We start from the raw sequence: 16,399 nt of genomic DNA on the forward strand, positions 1-16,399 counted from the left end.
ATGGCCGAGATGAAGATTGCCGACATTCGCGCGATGAGCCCCGACCAGATGGACGATGCGATCGTCAATCTGAAGAAGGAGCGCTTCAACCTGCGCTTCCAGCGTGCCACCGGGCAGCTGGAGAATACCGCGCGGCTGCGTGAGGCGCGCCGCGACATCGCCCGTATCAAGACCATCGCCGCGCAGCAGCGCGCCAAGACGAAGTAAGAGGCTCGACATGCCGAAACGGACCCTTCAGGGCGTCGTCGTCAGCGACAAGCAGGCCAAGACGATCGTTGTGCGCGTCGACCGGCGCTTCACCCACCCGATCTACAAGAAGACCATCCGCCGCTCGAAGAACTACCACGCGCACGACGAGAACAACGAGTTCAAGCCGGGCGACATGGTGTGGATCGAGGAGAGCAAGCCGATCTCGAAGCTCAAGCGCTGGACCGTGATCCGGGGCGAGCACAAGAAAACCGCCTGAGGCGCGAGACGCGGCCCTGTCAAAGGGGCCGGTTTCGCTTTCGGGATCAAACAAGGCGCAGCTTTCCTGCGCAGCAGATGAAGAGGACGAGGTGCATCAATGATTCAGATGCAGACCAACCTCGACGTGGCCGATAATTCCGGCGCACGCCGTGTCATGTGTATCAAGGTGCTGGGCGGCTCGAAGCGCCGCTATGCCACCGTCGGCGACATCATCGTGGTGTCGATCAAGGAAGCCATTCCGCGTGGCAAGGTGAAGAAGGGCGACGTCATGAAGGCCGTCGTGGTGCGCGTCCGCAAGGACATCCGCCGCGCCGACGGCTCGGTGATCCGCTTCGACCGCAACGCGGCCGTCCTGATCAACAACCAGTCGGAGCCGGTCGGCACCCGCATCTTCGGGCCGGTGCCGCGCGAACTGCGCGCCAAGAACCACATGAAGATCATTTCGCTTGCGCCGGAGGTGCTGTGATGGCTGCCAAGATCCGCAAGGGCGACAAGGTGATCGTCCTGACCGGCCGCGACAAGGGTCGCACCGGGGAGGTGTTCGAGGTGCGTCCCGACGAGGGCACCGCGCTGGTACGCGGCATCAACCTGGTGAAGCGTCACCAGAAGCAGACCCAGAACCAGGAAGGCGGCATCATCTCCAAGGAGGCGCCGATCAACCTGTCTAACGTCGCGTATGTCGGCAAGGACGGCAAGCCGACGCGCGTTGGATTCAAGATTCAGGCGGACGGCAAGAAGGTCCGCGTTGCCAAGAGCTCGGGAGTTGAGATCGATGGCTGAGACCGCTTACACCCCGCGCCTGCGCGAGGAATATGATCGCAAGATCAAGAGCCAGCTGACCGAGAAGTTCGGCTACGCCAACGTCATGCAGGTGCCGCGGCTCGACAAGGTCGTGCTCAACATGGGCATCGGCGAGGCGGTCAACGACCGCAAGAAGGCGGAGACGGCGGCGGCCGACCTGTCGCTGATCGCCGGCCAGAAGGCGGTCGTGACCTATTCGCGCGTCGCCATCGCGACCTTCAAGCTGCGCGAGAACCAGCCGATCGGCTGCAAGGTCACCTTGCGCAAGACCAAGATGTACGAGTTCATCGACCGCCTGATCAACGTCGCGCTGCCGCGCGTCCGCGACTTCCGCGGCCTGAACCCGAAGAGCTTCGACGGCCGCGGCAACTATTCGCTCGGCATCAAGGAGCACATCATTTTCCCCGAGATCGACTTTGACAAGGCCGGGGAGAGCTGGGGCATGGACATCACGGTGTGCACCACCGCGACGACCGACGACGAGGCCCGTGCCCTTCTGACCGCATTCAATTTCCCGTTCCGGCAGTGAGACGCTGAACAGCCTCTCAAACGCGGATACCCAGGAGCCAAGCATGGCAAAGAAGAGTTCAGTCGAGAAGAACAACCGGCGCAAGCGGATGGCCAAGAACGCCGCCCCGAAGCGCGCCCGGTTGAAGGCGATCATCGCCGACAAGGAAAAGCCGATGGAGGAGCGCTTTGCCGCGACCCTGAAGCTGGCCGAGATGCCGCGCAATTCGTCGGCGACCCGCATCCGCAACCGGTGCGAGCTGACCGGCCGTCCGCGGTCGAACTATCGCAAGAACAAGCTGAGCCGCATCGCGTTGCGCGAGCTCGGGTCCAAGGGCCTGGTTCCGGGCCTCGTGAAGTCGAGCTGGTAAGGAGGATCGCACCATGTCAACGCACGATCCCATCAGCGATCTGATCACCCGCATCCGCAACGCGCAGATGCGCTCGAAGTCGAAGGTCTCGACTCCCGGCTCCAAGATGCGCGCCAGCGTGCTCGAGGTGCTGAAGTCCGAAGGCTACATCCGCGGCTATGCCACGCTGGAGCATCCGTCGGGCCGCAGCGAGATCGAGATCGAGCTGAAATATTTCGACGGCGAGCCCGTGATCCGCGAGATCGAGCGCGTCTCCAAGCCCGGCCGCCGCGTCTACACCTCGGTGAAGAACCTGCCGCGCGTAAACAACGGGCTCGGAATTTCTGTTTTGTCGACGCCGAAGGGAATCATGGCCGACCATAGCGCGCGTGACGCGAATGTCGGCGGTGAAGTTCTCTTCACGGTGTTCTAAGAAGGATTGAGCCATGTCACGTATTGGCAAGAAGCCTGTGGCGGTGCCGTCCGGAGTGACGGCCTCCGTCGACGGACAGACCGTCAAGATGAAGGGGCCGAAGGGCCAGCTTCAGTTCATCGTCCATGACGACGTGGACGTGAAGTTCGAGAACGGCCAGGTTAAGGTTGCCCCGCGCGCCGAGACCAAGCGCGCCCGGTCGCTGTACGGCACCGCGCGCGCCCAGATCGCCAACCTGGTCGAAGGCGTGACCAAGGGCTTCGAGAAGAAGCTCGAGATCACCGGCGTCGGCTACCGCGCCGCGATGCAGGGCAAGAACCTGCAGCTCGCGCTCGGCTACAGCCACGACGTCGTCTACCAGATCCCGGAAGGCATCACGATCGCCGTGCCGAAGCCGACCGAGATCACGGTCACGGGCATCGACCCGCAGCGCGTCGGCCAGGTGGCCGCCGAAATCCGCGCCTACCGGCCGCCGGAGCCCTACAAGGGCAAGGGCGTGAAGTACGCGGGTGAATTCATCTTCCGCAAGGAAGGCAAGAAGAAGTAACGGAGCCGGACATGTCGAGAGCAAAGGTTACGAATGCCCGGCGCAAGCAGCGCGTGAGGCTGTCGCTGCGCCGCTCCGCCGGCGGCCGTCCACGCCTGTCGGTGTTCCGTTCGTCGAAGCACATCTACGCTCAGGTCATCGACGATCAGAAGGGCGAGACGCTCGCCTCTGCGTCGTCGATGGAGAAGGAGATGCGCTCGGCCGGCAACACCGGTGCCGACATCGATGCGGCGAAGGCGGTGGGCAAGCTGCTCGCCGAGCGCGCGGTGAAGGCGGGGATCAAGGAAGTCGTGTTCGATCGCGGCGGCTATCTCTATCACGGTCGTGTCAAGGCCCTGGCCGACGCGGCGCGCGAGAGCGGGCTGAGCTTCTAACATCAATGGATATGGGCGCGAGAGCCCCTCAGAAGATTGGATAGCACCATGGCAGGTGAACGGGAACGAGGCGGTCGCGATCGCAAGGAGCGCGAGGAGCGCGACAGCGAGTTCGTCGACAAGCTCGTCCACATCAACCGAGTCGCGAAGGTCGTGAAGGGCGGTAAGCGCTTCGGCTTTGCGGCGCTCGTCGTGATCGGCGATCAGAAGGGCCGGGTCGGCTTCGGCCACGGCAAGGCGCGCGAAGTGCCGGAGGCGATCCGCAAGGCGACGGACTCCGCCAAGCGCAACCTGACCCGCGTCGCGCTGCGCGAGGGCCGGACCCTGCACCACGACATCTTCGGTCGTCACGGTGCGGGCCGCGTCTATCTGCGTGCGGCTCCGGCCGGTACCGGCATCATCGCCGGCGGCCCGATGCGCGCCGTGTTCGAGACGCTGGGCATCCAGGACGTGGTGGCGAAGTCGATCGGCTCGTCCAACCCGTACAACATGGTGCGCGCGACCTTCAACGCGCTGAAGCACCAGGATTCACCGCGCTCGGTTGCCGCGCGCCGCAACATCAAGGTGTCGACCCTGCAGGCCCGCCGCGTCGGTGGCGATGCCGAGGCAGCTGCCGACTAACGAACGCGCGCCGCCTCTGGCCGGCGCATCTCGGAGTGAAGACCATGGCTAGCGCCAAGACGATCAAGATCGAGCAGATCGGCAGCCCGATCCGCCGGCATCACTCGCAGCGCGAGACGCTGATCGGGTTGAAGCTCAACAAGATCGGCCGCGTGACCGAGCTGCCGGATACGCCGGCGGTCCGCGGCATGATCACCAAGGTTCATCATCTCGTCCGCATCGTCGACGAGAAGTAAGGAGAAGGGCGATGAAGCTCAGCGATATCGCCGACAACGCCGGCGCGCGCAAGAAGCGCATGCGCGTCGGCCGCGGCATCGGCTCCGGCAAGGGCAAGACCTCGGGCCGTGGCGGCAAGGGCCAGACCGCGCGCTCCGGCGTGCGCATCAAGGGCTTCGAAGGCGGTCAGATGCCGATGCATCGCCGTCTGCCGAAGCGCGGCTTCAACAACATCTTCGCGCTCGATTTCGTCGAGATCAATCTCGACCGGATCCAGCAGGCGATCGATGCCAAGAAGCTCGATGCCGGCAGCGTGATCAACGCCGAGTCCCTCGTGAAGTCCGGTGCGCTGCGCCGCGCCAAGGACGGCGTGCGTCTGCTCGGCCGCGGCGAGCTCAAGGCCAAGATCAACATCGAGGTGCATGGTGCCTCGAAGTCGGCGATCGCGGCGGTCGAGAAGGCCGGCGGCACCGTCAAGCTCCTGGCGCCAGCCAAGGACGAAGGCGAGGCGGCGTAACATCTGCGTCATTGCCCTGCTGCCGGCTTGTGCTGGAGAGGGCAGGGCAATGGACAGAACGCGCTCGCGTACCAGATAATATCCGACGTCTGCCCAAGCCTCGCGAGCCCTCGCGGGGCTGATGCGGTCAAGAAGGGCGGCGGGAGAAAGCTAGACATGGCCTCAGCAGCGGAACAACTGGCGGCAAACCTCAATTTCGGCGCGCTCGCGAAGGCCGATGAGCTGAAGAAGCGCATCTGGTTCACCCTCGGCGCGCTGCTGGTCTACCGCCTCGGCACCTACATTCCGCTGCCCGGCATCGACCCGAACATCTGGGACTCGGTGTTCCGCACCCAGGCCGGCGGCATTCTCGGCATGTTCAACATGTTCGCCGGCGGCGGCATTCACCGCATGGCGATCTTCGCGCTGAACATCATGCCGTACATCTCGGCATCGATCATCATTCAGCTGCTCACCACCGTCTCGCCCCAGCTCGAAGCCCTCAAGAAAGAGGGGGAGGCTGGCCGCAAGATGCTGAACCAGTACACCCGCTATCTGACGGTGATCCTGGCTGCCGTGCAGTCCTACGGCATCGCCGTCGGCCTCGAAGGCGCCGGCAACGTCGTCGCCGATCCCGGCCTGTTCTTCCGCCTCTCGACCGCGATCACGCTGACCGGCGGCACCATGTTCCTGATGTGGCTCGGCGAGCAGATCACCTCGCGCGGCATCGGCAACGGCATCTCGCTGATCATCCTGTCCGGCATCGTCGCGGAGCTGCCCTCTGCACTCGCCAACATGCTGGAACTCGGCCGCCAGGGCGCGCTGTCGACCGGCCTGATCCTGATCGTCATCGTGATGGCGGTTGCCGTGATCGCCTTCATCGTGTTCGTGGAGCGCGCCCAGCGCCGGCTCCTGATCCAGTATCCGAAGCGCCAGGTCGGCAACAAGATGTTCGAGGGCCAGTCCTCGCATCTGCCGCTGAAGCTGAACACATCGGGCGTGATCCCGCCGATCTTCGCCTCGTCGCTGCTGCTGCTGCCGACCACGGTCGCCAATTTCAACGCCGGCAAGGGACCCGAGTGGTTCCAGTGGATCACCACCCAGCTCGGCCACGGCCGGCCGCTGTTCCTGGTGCTGTATCTGGCGCTGATTCTGTTCTTCGCCTTCTTCTACACCGCGATCGTGTTCAACCCGACCGAGACCGCCGACAATCTGAAGAAGCATGGCGGCTTCATCCCGGGCATCAGGCCGGGCGAGCGCACCGCGGAATATATCGATTACGTGCTGTCGCGGATCACCGTGCTCGGCGCCATCTATCTGGCGATCGTGTGTCTGATCCCGGAAATTCTGATTTCCTACGCTTCCGTCCCGTTCTACTTTGGTGGCACTTCGCTTCTGATCGTGGTCAGCGTTACGATGGATACCGTGGCGCAGGTTCAGGGTTATCTGCTCGCCCATCAGTATGAGGGGCTGATCAGGAAGTCGAAGTTGCGGGGGCGCCGCCGCGGATAGCGGCGGATCGCGGCCCGGGAACCACCAAGCCAAGAACAAGGTGTGCGGGAGGGTCGCTCACCGTGTGCCGGGGGGCGAAATTCGATGAGACTCATTCTTCTGGGGCCGCCCGGTTCGGGCAAGGGGACGCAGGCGCAGCGCCTGGTCCAGCAATACGGCATCGTTCAGCTGTCGACCGGCGACATGCTGCGCGCCGCGGTCGCCGCTCAGACGCCGATCGGGCTCAAGGCCAAGGACATCATGGCGGCGGGCGGTCTGGTGCCTGACGAGGTCGTGGTCGGCATCATCGCGGACCGGATCGAGCAGCCGGACGCTGCCAATGGCTTCATCCTTGACGGCTTCCCGCGCACGGTGCCGCAGGCGGAGGCGCTGGATGCGCTGCTGAAGCAGAAGCAGATGAAGCTCGACGCGGTGATCGAGCTCCGCGTCAACGAGGGCGTTCTGCTCGAGCGCGTCGAGCGCCGGGCCGCCGAGACCCGCGCGCGCGGCGAGGCCGTGCGGGCCGACGATACGCCGGAGGTCCTCACCAAGCGCCTCGCCAGCTACCGCGACCAGACCGAGCCTCTGATCCACTATTATTCGGACCACCGGATGCTGGCGACCGTCGACGGCATGATGCCGATCGAGCAGGTCACCGAGGAGATCGGACGGATCCTGGCCGCCGTCGGTAACACCGGCGGCAGCCGGGCGGCGAAGAAGGCGAGCCCGGCCAAGCGCAGTGCCAAGGCTGCGGGGAAGACCGCGCCGGCCAAATCGGCCAAGAAGGTCGCTAAAAAGGCTCCGAAGGCGCCTGCGCCGACGAAAAAGGCCGCAAAGACAGCCAAAAAGGGAGCAAAGGCGGCCCCCAAGAAAGCCTCCAAGGCCTCGAAGAAGGCTCCCAAGCTCGCTGCCAAGGCGGCCAAGGGAACCCGGAAAACCTCTGCAAAGGCTGCAAAAAAGCGCGCCAAGAGGTGATCGAATCTTGTAGGGGCGGTTGACGACCGCCGTGTGAATCCATTAATAAGCCCGCATCCAAGTCGGATGGTTTTCCAAAGATGCCGGGCCCCACGAATCGAGGGGTGGGCGTCTTGTTCGCGTTTGCGGACGCCTGCCCGAGATAGCGAGAACGAAGGCCGGTCCATCCTGGGATCGGTGACAGGAGAGAAGTCCGTGGCCCGTATTGCCGGTGTCAACATCCCGACCAACAAGCGCGTTCTGATCGCGCTCCAGTATATCCATGGCATCGGCCCGAAGATCGCGGGCGAGATCATTGACAAGGTCAAGATCGCCGAGGATCGTCGCGTCAACCAGCTGAGCGACCAGGAAGTCCTGCAGATCCGCGAAATCATCGACCGCGACTACGTCGTCGAGGGCGACCTGCGGCGCGAGACCGGCATCAACATCAAGCGTCTGATGGACCTCGGCTGCTATCGCGGCCTGCGCCATCGCCGCGGTCTGCCGGTGCGCGGCCAGCGCACCCACACCAATGCGCGCACGCGCAAGGGACCGGCCAAGGCGATTGCCGGCAAGAAGAAGTAATCTGGCGAACTGCTGATGGCGGGTGGCGGATAGGGGCGATCCCTATTCGCTACTCGCTATTCACCATTCGCCTTTCTGGTGTAGCCGCTGGCACTACGGCGGCGTTGAGATCTCGAGAAAGGTACTTATATGGCCAAGGAAGCCGCACGCGTCCGCCGTCGTGAGCGTAAGAACATCGCCTCCGGCGTCGCCCACGTGAATTCGTCGTTCAACAACACCACCATCACCATCACCGATGCGCAGGGCAACACCATTGCCTGGTCGTCGGCCGGCACGATGGGGTTCAAGGGATCGCGCAAGTCGACCCCGTATGCCGCGCAGGTCGCGGCGGAGGACGTGTCCAAGAAGGCTCAGGAACACGGCATGCGCACCCTCGAGGTCGAGGTTGCCGGCCCTGGCTCCGGCCGTGAATCGGCGCTCCGTGCGCTGCAGGCTGCGGGTTTCACCGTCACCTCGATCCGCGACGTGACGACGATCCCGCACAATGGTTGCCGCCCGCGCAAGCGTCGGCGCGTCTAATCTGAAAGAGGCGGACAGCATGTCCGCCTCGTCGTGCTTTTGAGACATTTCGACTGCCGCGATCTGAAGCGCGGTTCTCCAACGCCAGTCAGTCAGATCCCATGACTGGCCCATGGGTGAAACAGTGACGATCCAGAAGAATTGGCAAGAATTGATTCGGCCGAACAAGCTCCAGGTCACGCCGGGCTCCGACGCGACCCGTTTCGCCACCGTGGTTGCCGAGCCGCTGGAGCGCGGTTTCGGCCAGACGCTCGGCAATGCGCTGCGCCGCATCCTGCTGTCGTCGCTGCAGGGCGCCGCTGTGCAGTCGGTGCACATCGACGGCGTGCTGCACGAGTTCTCCTCGATCGCCGGTGTCCGCGAGGACGTCACCGACATTGTGCTGAACATCAAGGACATCGCGATCAAGATGCAGGGCGAAGGCCCGAAGCGGATGGTCGTGAAGAAGCAGGGTCCGGGCGCGGTCACCGCCGGCGACATCCAGACCGTCGGCGATATCGTCGTTCTGAACCCCGACCTGCAGCTCTGCACTCTGGACGAGGGCGCCGAGATCCGCATGGAGTTCACGGTCGCGACCGGCAAGGGCTATGTCGCCGCCGATCGTAACCGTCCCGAGGACGCGCCGATCGGCCTGATCCCGGTCGACAGCCTGTTCTCTCCGGTCCGCAAGGTCTCCTACAAGGTCGAGAACACCCGCGAGGGCCAGATCCTCGACTACGACAAGCTGACCATGACGATCGAGACCAACGGCGCGATCTCGCCGGAGGACGCGGTGGCCTATGCCGCGCGCATCCTGCAGGATCAGCTCAACGTGTTCGTCAACTTCGAAGAGCCGCGCAAGGAAGTCGCTCAGGAGATCATCCCGGACCTCGCCTTCAACCCGGCCTTCCTCAAGAAGGTGGACGAGCTTGAGCTGTCGGTGCGTTCGGCGAACTGCCTGAAGAACGACAACATCGTCTATATCGGCGACCTCGTGCAGAAGTCGGAAGCGGAAATGCTGCGCACCCCGAACTTCGGCCGCAAATCGCTGAACGAGATCAAGGAAGTGCTGGCCCAGATGGGTCTGCATCTCGGCATGGAAGTGCCCGGCTGGCCGCCGGAGAACATCGACGAGCTGGCCAAGCGCTTCGAGGATCACTACTGAGCGGAGGGCGGGTAGGGTCCTACCCGCCACCGTAACCACCCGGGCGAACGCAGGCAGCCCACCTGAGCAACATGTCCGACGAACCGTCGCGGCAGATTGAAATGAAGGACTAACACTATGCGTCACGGCAAGGTTCATCGGAAGCTCAACCGCACCGCCGAGCACCGCAAGGCGATGTTCGCTAACATGTGCGCCGCGCTGATCAAGCACGAGCAGATCGTCACCACGCTGCCGAAGGCCAAGGAGCTGCGGCCGATCGTCGAGAAGCTCGTCACCCTCGGCAAGAAGGGCGGACTCGCGCTGCGCCGTCAGGCGATCGCCGAGATGCGCGACGTCGACCAGGTCAAGAAGCTGTTCGACGTGCTGGCGCCCCGCTACAAGGACCGCAACGGCGGCTACACCCGCATCATCAAGGCCGGCTTCCGATACGGCGACAACGCCGCGATGGCCGTGATCGAGTTCGTCGACCGCGACGTCGATGCCAAGGGTCAGGATTCCGGCCCGGTGCAGGAGACCTCGGAAGCCGCGTAAGCGGCGATCCGACCCGAGTTTTCAGAACGGCGCCTTCGGGCGCCGTTTTCGTTTGAGGGTGGTCGCTTCTAGGGTGGGCAAAGGCGGGTCGACGCCGTCCCCTCACACGTGCTCTTGGCGGCGCCGCGCCCGCCATCTCACCGAGAATTCGTCGATCGATGGTGGGCCCGCCGCCGCCTTCGGCGGCCGCTTTGCTCACCCTACGGAGGCCGCCGGCGGCATTTGCGCGCGCCATTCACCGTTCTTCTCGAGGATCAGCTCTGCGTTGCGTTGGCGCGACGACGCCCCACATCCGTTGCTTCAGCACAACGGAGAGCTGCTCATGCACATCGACCTCTCGGGAAAGACCGCCCTCGTCACGGGTTCGACCGCCGGCATCGGTTTTGCCATCGCCAAGGGGCTGGCCGCGGCAGGCGCGGAGGTCGTCGTCAATGGTCGCAGCCAAGCCCGTGTCGATGAGGCGGTCGCGAAGCTCAAGCAGCTTGTCCCGGCCGCCAGCCTGCGCGGCGTCGCCGGCGATGTCGCTCAGATCGACGGCTGCAACGCCATCGTCACCGCGCTGCCCGAGGTCGACATCCTCGTCAACAATGCCGGCATCTTCGAGCCGAAGGACTTCTTCGACATTCCCGACGAGGATTGGAGCCGCTTCTTCGAGACCAACGTGATGTCCGGCGTGCGCATGGCACGCGCCTACATGCAGGGCATGCTGAAGCGCAACTGGGGCCGCATCATCTTCATTTCCTCGGAGTCCGGGGTGAACATTCCGACCGAGATGATCCACTACGGCACGACCAAGACCGCCCAACTCGCGATCTCGCGCGGGCTTGCCAAGCTGACCCGCGGCACCGGCGTCACAGTCAATGCCGTGCTTCCGGGTCCGACGATGTCGGAAGGCGTCGAGACCTTTGTGAGGGATCTCGCCCGCCAGAACGGCCAGTCGGAGGAGGAGGCGGCCTCGTCCTTCGTCAAGCAGCACCGGCCAGCCTCGCTGCTGCAGCGCTTCGCCAGCGTCGACGAGATCGCCAACATGGTCGTCTATGCCGCCTCGCAGCAGGCCTCCGCCACCAACGGAGCCGCGCTACGCGCCGAGGGCGGTATCCTCGACACCATCGCCTGAGGCCGGCCATGGCGGCTTACGTCATCTCCGAGGCTGAGGTTCGCGACGCCCAAGCGATGGAGCGCTACCGCATGCTCGCGGCGCGCTCGATCGCGCAGTATGGCGGGCGCTATCTGGTCCGCGGCGGGATCTCCGAGACGGTCGAAGGCGGTCCGCAGGCCAAGACCCTCATCATCGTCGAGTTCCCGTCGATGGCCCGGCTGCGCGAATGGTATGCGTCGGCTGAATACGCCGACGCCCTGGGCGAGCGCGGGAAGGCCCTGGACCGCCGGCTGATTTTCGTCGAGGGTGCTGCACCTGCGTAGAGAACGGACTCCGTTGCGCCCATGCTGACCATCACCCCCCGCCGCAAGCGTTGGCTCAAGCTGACCTCGGCGCGCTGGCAGCGGCGGGTGCTGTTCGTGGCCGGCGGCCTGGTGGTGGGCGCGGCGGCCGTGGCCCTGGCGGAGCTCGCCGACCTGGCCCAGCTCGTCTTCAACTGGCTGCTGTCGAAATCACGCTATGCCTCACTGATCGTGACGCCCGCCGGCTTCGCGCTGTCGGTCTACCTGACCCAGCGCTTCTTCCCGAACGCGCAAGGCAGCGGCATCCCTCAGGCGATCGCCGCTCGGCACCTGACCGACACGAGCGCGCGCAGCCCGCTGGTGTCGATCCGCATCGCCATCGGCAAGGTGCTCTTGACCCTGCTGGGGCTGCTGTGCGGCGGCTCGGTCGGCCGCGAGGGCCCGACAGTGCAGGTCGGCGCCTCCATCATGTTCGCGCTCGGCCGGCTGTCGCCGCGGCGGCAGCCGGGCTTGATCCTGGCCGGCGCCGCCGCGGGGGTCGCGGCCGCCTTCAACACACCGCTCGCCGGCATCGTGTTCGGCATCGAGGAGATGAGTCGTGCCTTCGAGACGCGGACCTCGAGCCTCATCATCGCCACCGTGATCGCCGCGGGCCTGACCTCGCTGGCCCTGATGGGCAATTACGCCTATTTCGGCACGACGCCGATCGCGCTCGGCAAGGGCATCGACTGGCTGGCGGTGCCCGTCTGCGGGGTCCTGGGCGGCGCCGCCGGCGGCCTGTTCAGCCGCATCCTGATCACCATGGCGCGCGGACTGCCCGGCGCTGGCGGCCGCCTCATCAAACGCCACCCGCTGCCGTTCGCGCTCGCCTGCGGCTTTGCCGTCGCGCTGTGCGGGCTGGCCTCGGGCGATACGGTCTACGGCACCGGCTATGCACAGGTGAAAGGCGCGCTGGAGACCGGCACGCCGCTGCCGAGCGATTTCGGCGTGCTGAAATTCCTCGCCACCACCTTTGCCGCGATCAGCGGCATTCCCGGCGGCATCTTCGCGCCGTCGCTGGCGGTCGGGGCGGGCATCGGCGCCAACGTCGCCAGCCTGTTCCAGCAGTCGCCGCTGGCGCCGATCATGCTGCTCGGCATGGTCGCCTATTTCGCCGGCGTGGTGCAGGCGCCGATCACCGCCTTCGTCATCGTCACCGAGATGACCGACAACCACGCCATGGTGGTGCCGCTGATGATGGCGTCGCTGATCGCCTACGGCACCTCGCGCCTGATCTGCGAGGAGGGGCTCTATCACGCGCTTGCCAAGGGCTTCGTCGCCAGAGCTGAGACGAAGGCTGAGGCAGCGCAGGAGCCGAAGCAGGTTGCCGCGCCATCCTGACCCCAGCGCTCAAGCAGCGGTTCGGAGCGCGCCGATAGCCGGCGTCGGTTCAATCGCTTGATGGCAGATCCTGAGATCTGCCATCGGCTCGAAACGGCAGCGGTCCCGTTGCCGGCACCGCTGCGCAAGCGTCGTCGATCTACTTCCTGAACGGATCCGGCCGCATCAGGAGCCGGCCGGAGATCGAGTTCGGCACTTCGTAGGGCGAGCCGATCGACAGCACGTGGCTGAGCGCGATCAGCCGGTTCGGCAGCTTGGCCGGCGGCGGCGTCTGGAACGAATAGGACGTCGGGTTGTGGCACAGGAAGCAGTTCAGCACGTTCTTGATCGGCGTGTTGTCGGCGTTCTGCACGAAGGTCTCGGCGGTGGCGTTGGCGAGATTGACCGAACCGACCGCATTGGTCTGGTTGCTGTTCAGATTGTACGAGTTGGGGAGCATCCAGACGGTGCCGTCGAGGGCGTAGTTCGCGAACGTCGATTGCGGGCCCTTCAGGCCGGAGAGAAAGCCCTGGGCTTGCGCCGTGATCGCGAAGATGTTGCCGACGCCGTTGGGCTGGTTCTCGCCGCCGGTCTGGTTTTCGAGCACGACGTTGGTCACCGGCGTCAGCTTCTGGGTCGCCGGATCGAGCCGCAGTTGCGGCCGGTTGGCACCGGGCTGCGCCGCGATGTTGACCTGCGAGAACGGCGTGCTGCCCTTGTAGAGCGTATAGTTCTTCGGATCCGAGCGGCTTGCCGAGGGCGCGAAGGTGTTGTCCGGCGTCTGCGGCGAGTTGTTCTTCAGCTCGAACGTGCCCCACAGGAATTCAGGGTGGTTCTCGGTGTAGCCGACGACGTGCAGGCCGACCAGCGCCACCGTCACCGTGACGAATTTGCCGGGCGCCGGCCGTATCGTGATCAGGCCGGGGGTGACGTTGTTCTCCAGCACCGGCACCTGTGCCTGGGTCGTATAGGCGCCCGCGGGCGGCGCCTGGCCTGGGTCGAGCCGCAGCCACGTCGCCTTGAACACCGCATCGCCCACGGCGAAGGAGGAATCTGCCGGCTGGCTCTGGTAGCCGCCGGTCGCGATCAGGTTCTTGCGCGCGGTGTTGAAATAGCTCTGGTTCATGTGAACCGAGGCGTAGACGGGATAGCCGTTCTGCGCGACCAGCATGTTGCCGTCGGCCTCGACGATGGCGCCGGCGCCTTCGGTGAAGCCGGCCATGCCGTGGAAGACCTGGGCACGGGCCGCCAAGGTCAGCGGGCGCGGCCGTGGGGCGCCGGCATTCTCGGCGTTGTTGAGCAACTCGTCGGGCGTCGCCAAGGTCATGAACCGCGGCACGGCGGCGCCGGAGCCCGAATCCTTCACCAGAGCCGTCGCCCAGACGAAGGCCTCCCACGACCATTGATGGAAATTGCAGTCCGGCGTCGGGATGGTCTTGGTGTCGGAGGTGGGGAAGGCGGCGTCCGGCTTGAGATAACTGCCAAGTCCCTCCGACCAGCCGAAGGCCGGGCAGTTCTTCGCCGGCGGAGGCGGGGCGGCGCTCGCAGGGCTGAGGGCGCCGGCAAGGCCGCTTGCGGTGACGGTCGTCGCGAAAGTGAGCATGAGCCACTGAATCGTTCTCATGGCCGGTCTCCATGGATGTGCGCGCTGGGATGAGCCGTTGGTCTCGCCGCCATGCGTCGCCAATGATTGTTAAAAATGATTCATTCAAAAGTAGTGCGCGGCGAACATGCACCCAAAGGTGAGATTTGCAAGACCGGCAGCTCACGCAATTCGCAATTTTTTTGCGGAGGCCCCCGCGGCGTGACATGCGGCTCCACCCGACGATCGATCACTGCAGCATTCGTCGTCATCGGACGACACGGCCGCGTGTGAGCCCGGGCACGGTCGACGCGGCCGATCGCGCGCATCCTGGCGGCCGTTCGCTGGACGAGTGCGGACAATGACGTCTTCACGCCAGTGGACGACAACCACAGGAGAGTGAAATGAAGTCCATCATGGCCGGTGCGTTGCTGCTCGCGCTGACGTCCGGCGCAAGCCTTGCGGGCACGCCGCTGATCGATGCGCGTCAGCACAACCAGTCACATCGCATCTACAACGGCATCGCGAGCGGGCGGCTGACCTATCCGGAGGCCCAGCAGCTCGTCCGCGGCCAGATCCACGTGCAGAAGCTGGAAAACAAGGCCAAGGCCGACGGCGTGGTGACGCCGTTCGAGCGTGCCCGCATCAACGTCGCGCAATCCGTGCAGGGCGCGCGCATCTTCTGGAAGAAGCACAACTAGCCGCGCACGGCAGCTCGCTGGGGCAAAGCGCCGCCGCGGCGGCGCTTTGCCAACCATGTGATGCGGCGGCGCCGCCGCTTACACCAGCGCGGCCGCGACGCCGGCAATCGCGCTGAACGTCACCACGACGAGCGGCGGCGCGCGCCAGGCGACCAAGAGGACGAAACCGACCAGCGCGATGCCAAAATCTGCCGCGTTATGGACGGTGGTTGTCCAGACCGGGTTGTACAGAGCCGCTCCCAGCACGCCGACGACCGCGGCGTTGACACCCCGCATCGTGGCCTGGGCGCCGGCGCGCTTGCGGAACGAGTCCCAAAACGGCAGCGCGGCGAGCAGGACCAGCATGCCCGGAAGGAAGATTCCGAGGAGACCGAGCGCGGCCCCGATGATCCCATGCGGCTCCGGAGCGACCACGGTGCCGAGATAGGCGGCGAAGGTGAAGAGCGGGCCCGGGACGGCCTGCGCCGCACCGTAGCCGGCGAGAAAGGCGTCGTCGCTCAGCCAGCCAGGTCCGACGAAGGCTTCGCGCAGCAGCGGCAGCACGACATGTCCACCGCCGAACACCAGCGCGCCGGAGCGATAGAACGCGTCGAACAAGGCAAGCGGCGTCGATCCCGTTGCGCCGCGCAGCAGCGGAAGTCCCGCCAACAGGACGACGAACAGCACGAGCGCCATGAACCCCACGCTCCGCGACACCGGGATCGCGACGTGTCCCGACGGCGCCGCCTCGCCGCGGCACAGCCAGAGGCCGGCGAGTCCGCCGAGCACGATGGCCCCGATCTGCGCGGCCGAGGCCGAACTGAGCAGAATGATCAACGTTGCGGCGACCGCGATCGAGGCGCGCGTGCGATCGGGACAGAGCGTGCGCGCCATGCCCCAGACCGCCTGTGCGACGATGGCGACTGCGGTCAGCTTCAGCCCGTGCAGCAGGCCGCTGCCGATCGGTCCACTCAATCGGCCCGCACCATAGGCGAACAGGATGAGCACGGCGGCCGACGGCAAAGTGAAGCCGGTCCAGGCCGCGAGCGCACCGAGATAGCCGGCGCGCATCAGCCCGATGGAGAAGCCGACCTGGCTGCTGGCGGGACCGGGCAGGAACTGGCACAGCCCGACCAGATCGGCATAGGCATGCTCGTCGATCCATTTTCGCCTGACGACGAACTCGTCGCGGAAATAGCCGATATGGGCAATCGGCCCGCCGAAGCAGGTGAGGCCGAGCTTGAGGAAGATGCTGAGGACCTCGAGCGGCGATCCGCTGCGCGGGCCGCGATCGGCGGACGAATGGGTCTCTTGCTCGAGGCTGCTCACGGACGCCGTTC

24 protein-coding genes are annotated in these 16,399 nt (G+C 65.3%); 22 read left to right on the plus strand and 2 right to left on the minus strand.

Annotation, left to right across the window (positions count from 1 at the left end; translation table 11 throughout):
* The 21 genes from rpmC (at position 1) to QX010_RS01295 (ending at position 12,818) form a co-directional block, all read left to right on the plus strand.
* Positions 1-207: a 50S ribosomal protein L29 gene (gene rpmC, locus QX010_RS01195; protein WP_006611846.1), complete on the plus strand. Its 207-nt coding sequence runs from the start codon at positions 1-3 to the stop codon at positions 205-207.
* 10 nt (positions 208-217) lie between these two features.
* Positions 218-466, plus strand: coding sequence for a 30S ribosomal protein S17 (gene rpsQ / locus QX010_RS01200; RefSeq protein WP_015667612.1), 249 nt, complete (start codon positions 218-220; stop codon positions 464-466).
* Between the two features lie 99 nt (positions 467-565).
* Entirely contained in the window at positions 566-934 is a 369-nt protein-coding gene (rplN, locus tag QX010_RS01205) for a 50S ribosomal protein L14 (RefSeq protein ID WP_006611848.1), read from the plus strand.
* Positions 934-1,248 (plus strand): 50S ribosomal protein L24, encoded by a 315-nt coding sequence (gene rplX / locus QX010_RS01210; RefSeq protein ID WP_315737601.1) that lies wholly within the window; start codon positions 934-936, stop codon positions 1,246-1,248. Before rplN ends, rplX begins: the two co-directional genes overlap by 1 nt.
* Positions 1,241-1,798, plus strand: a complete 558-nt coding sequence (rplE, locus tag QX010_RS01215; protein ID WP_315800971.1) for a 50S ribosomal protein L5 — start codon at positions 1,241-1,243, stop codon at positions 1,796-1,798. Before rplX ends, rplE begins: the two co-directional genes overlap by 8 nt.
* 43 nt (positions 1,799-1,841) lie before the next feature.
* Complete coding sequence (gene rpsN, locus QX010_RS01220) at positions 1,842-2,147, plus strand: 30S ribosomal protein S14 (protein ID WP_315800970.1); 306 nt, start codon at positions 1,842-1,844, stop codon at positions 2,145-2,147.
* A gap of 13 nt (positions 2,148-2,160) precedes the next feature.
* Positions 2,161-2,559, plus strand: coding sequence for a 30S ribosomal protein S8 (gene rpsH, locus QX010_RS01225; protein ID WP_315714559.1), 399 nt, complete (start codon positions 2,161-2,163; stop codon positions 2,557-2,559).
* Between the two features lie 13 nt (positions 2,560-2,572).
* Complete coding sequence (rplF, locus tag QX010_RS01230; RefSeq protein WP_172108074.1) at positions 2,573-3,106, plus strand: 50S ribosomal protein L6; 534 nt, start codon at positions 2,573-2,575, stop codon at positions 3,104-3,106.
* An 11-nt stretch (positions 3,107-3,117) separates the two neighbouring features.
* Positions 3,118-3,480 (plus strand): 50S ribosomal protein L18, encoded by a 363-nt coding sequence (gene rplR, locus QX010_RS01235; RefSeq protein ID WP_006611854.1) that lies wholly within the window; start codon positions 3,118-3,120, stop codon positions 3,478-3,480.
* A 48-nt stretch (positions 3,481-3,528) separates the two neighbouring features.
* Positions 3,529-4,101, plus strand: coding sequence for a 30S ribosomal protein S5 (rpsE, locus tag QX010_RS01240; protein ID WP_006611855.1), 573 nt, complete (start codon positions 3,529-3,531; stop codon positions 4,099-4,101).
* Between the two features lie 44 nt (positions 4,102-4,145).
* Positions 4,146-4,337 carry a 50S ribosomal protein L30 gene (rpmD, locus tag QX010_RS01245; protein WP_006611856.1) on the plus strand — a complete coding sequence of 64 codons (192 nt, stop codon included), beginning with the start codon at positions 4,146-4,148 and terminating at the stop codon, positions 4,335-4,337.
* An 11-nt stretch (positions 4,338-4,348) separates the two neighbouring features.
* Positions 4,349-4,834: a 50S ribosomal protein L15 gene (gene rplO, locus QX010_RS01250; RefSeq protein WP_009031841.1), complete on the plus strand. Its 486-nt coding sequence runs from the start codon at positions 4,349-4,351 to the stop codon at positions 4,832-4,834.
* A 156-nt stretch (positions 4,835-4,990) separates the two neighbouring features.
* Positions 4,991-6,325 (plus strand): preprotein translocase subunit SecY, encoded by a 1,335-nt coding sequence (secY, locus tag QX010_RS01255; RefSeq protein ID WP_315714557.1) that lies wholly within the window; start codon positions 4,991-4,993, stop codon positions 6,323-6,325.
* A gap of 84 nt (positions 6,326-6,409) precedes the next feature.
* Positions 6,410-7,279, plus strand: a complete 870-nt coding sequence (locus QX010_RS01260) for an adenylate kinase (protein ID WP_316177111.1) — start codon at positions 6,410-6,412, stop codon at positions 7,277-7,279.
* Between the two features lie 195 nt (positions 7,280-7,474).
* On the plus strand, positions 7,475-7,843 hold the full coding sequence (rpsM, locus tag QX010_RS01265) for a 30S ribosomal protein S13 (RefSeq protein ID WP_315714555.1): 369 nt from the start codon (positions 7,475-7,477) through the stop codon (positions 7,841-7,843).
* 129 nt (positions 7,844-7,972) lie between these two features.
* Positions 7,973-8,362 carry a 30S ribosomal protein S11 gene (rpsK, locus tag QX010_RS01270; RefSeq protein ID WP_006611861.1) on the plus strand — a complete coding sequence of 130 codons (390 nt, stop codon included), beginning with the start codon at positions 7,973-7,975 and terminating at the stop codon, positions 8,360-8,362.
* A 112-nt stretch (positions 8,363-8,474) separates the two neighbouring features.
* Positions 8,475-9,506 carry a DNA-directed RNA polymerase subunit alpha gene (locus QX010_RS01275; RefSeq protein WP_315800968.1) on the plus strand — a complete coding sequence of 344 codons (1,032 nt, stop codon included), beginning with the start codon at positions 8,475-8,477 and terminating at the stop codon, positions 9,504-9,506.
* A 117-nt stretch (positions 9,507-9,623) separates the two neighbouring features.
* Positions 9,624-10,037 carry a 50S ribosomal protein L17 gene (gene rplQ, locus QX010_RS01280; RefSeq protein WP_006611863.1) on the plus strand — a complete coding sequence of 138 codons (414 nt, stop codon included), beginning with the start codon at positions 9,624-9,626 and terminating at the stop codon, positions 10,035-10,037.
* A 322-nt stretch (positions 10,038-10,359) separates the two neighbouring features.
* Positions 10,360-11,154, plus strand: a complete 795-nt coding sequence (locus QX010_RS01285) for an SDR family oxidoreductase (protein WP_316177112.1) — start codon at positions 10,360-10,362, stop codon at positions 11,152-11,154.
* 8 nt (positions 11,155-11,162) lie between these two features.
* Positions 11,163-11,459, plus strand: coding sequence for a DUF1330 domain-containing protein (locus QX010_RS01290; RefSeq protein ID WP_316177115.1), 297 nt, complete (start codon positions 11,163-11,165; stop codon positions 11,457-11,459).
* A gap of 21 nt (positions 11,460-11,480) precedes the next feature.
* Entirely contained in the window at positions 11,481-12,818 is a 1,338-nt protein-coding gene (locus QX010_RS01295; protein WP_316177117.1) for a chloride channel protein, read from the plus strand.
* A gap of 139 nt (positions 12,819-12,957) precedes the next feature.
* Here QX010_RS01295 and QX010_RS01300 read toward each other — a convergent pair whose 3' ends face one another.
* Complete coding sequence (locus QX010_RS01300) at positions 12,958-14,421, minus strand: hypothetical protein (RefSeq protein ID WP_316177119.1); 1,464 nt, start codon at positions 14,419-14,421, stop codon at positions 12,958-12,960.
* Positions 14,422-14,783: 362 nt separating this feature from the next.
* Between QX010_RS01300 and QX010_RS01305 the strand changes: the two genes are divergently transcribed.
* Positions 14,784-15,080, plus strand: a complete 297-nt coding sequence (locus QX010_RS01305; protein ID WP_316177121.1) for a hypothetical protein — start codon at positions 14,784-14,786, stop codon at positions 15,078-15,080.
* 78 nt (positions 15,081-15,158) lie between these two features.
* On the opposite strand, the gene chrA is transcribed toward QX010_RS01305, so the two are convergent.
* Entirely contained in the window at positions 15,159-16,388 is a 1,230-nt protein-coding gene (gene chrA / locus QX010_RS01310) for a chromate efflux transporter (protein WP_316177123.1), read from the minus strand.
* Between the last annotated feature and the right edge of the window lie 11 nt (positions 16,389-16,399).

The sequence above is a fragment of the Bradyrhizobium sp. SZCCHNRI1009 genome (assembly GCF_032487575.1).
In the GTDB taxonomy this organism is placed as follows: Bacteria; Pseudomonadota; Alphaproteobacteria; order Rhizobiales; family Xanthobacteraceae; genus Bradyrhizobium.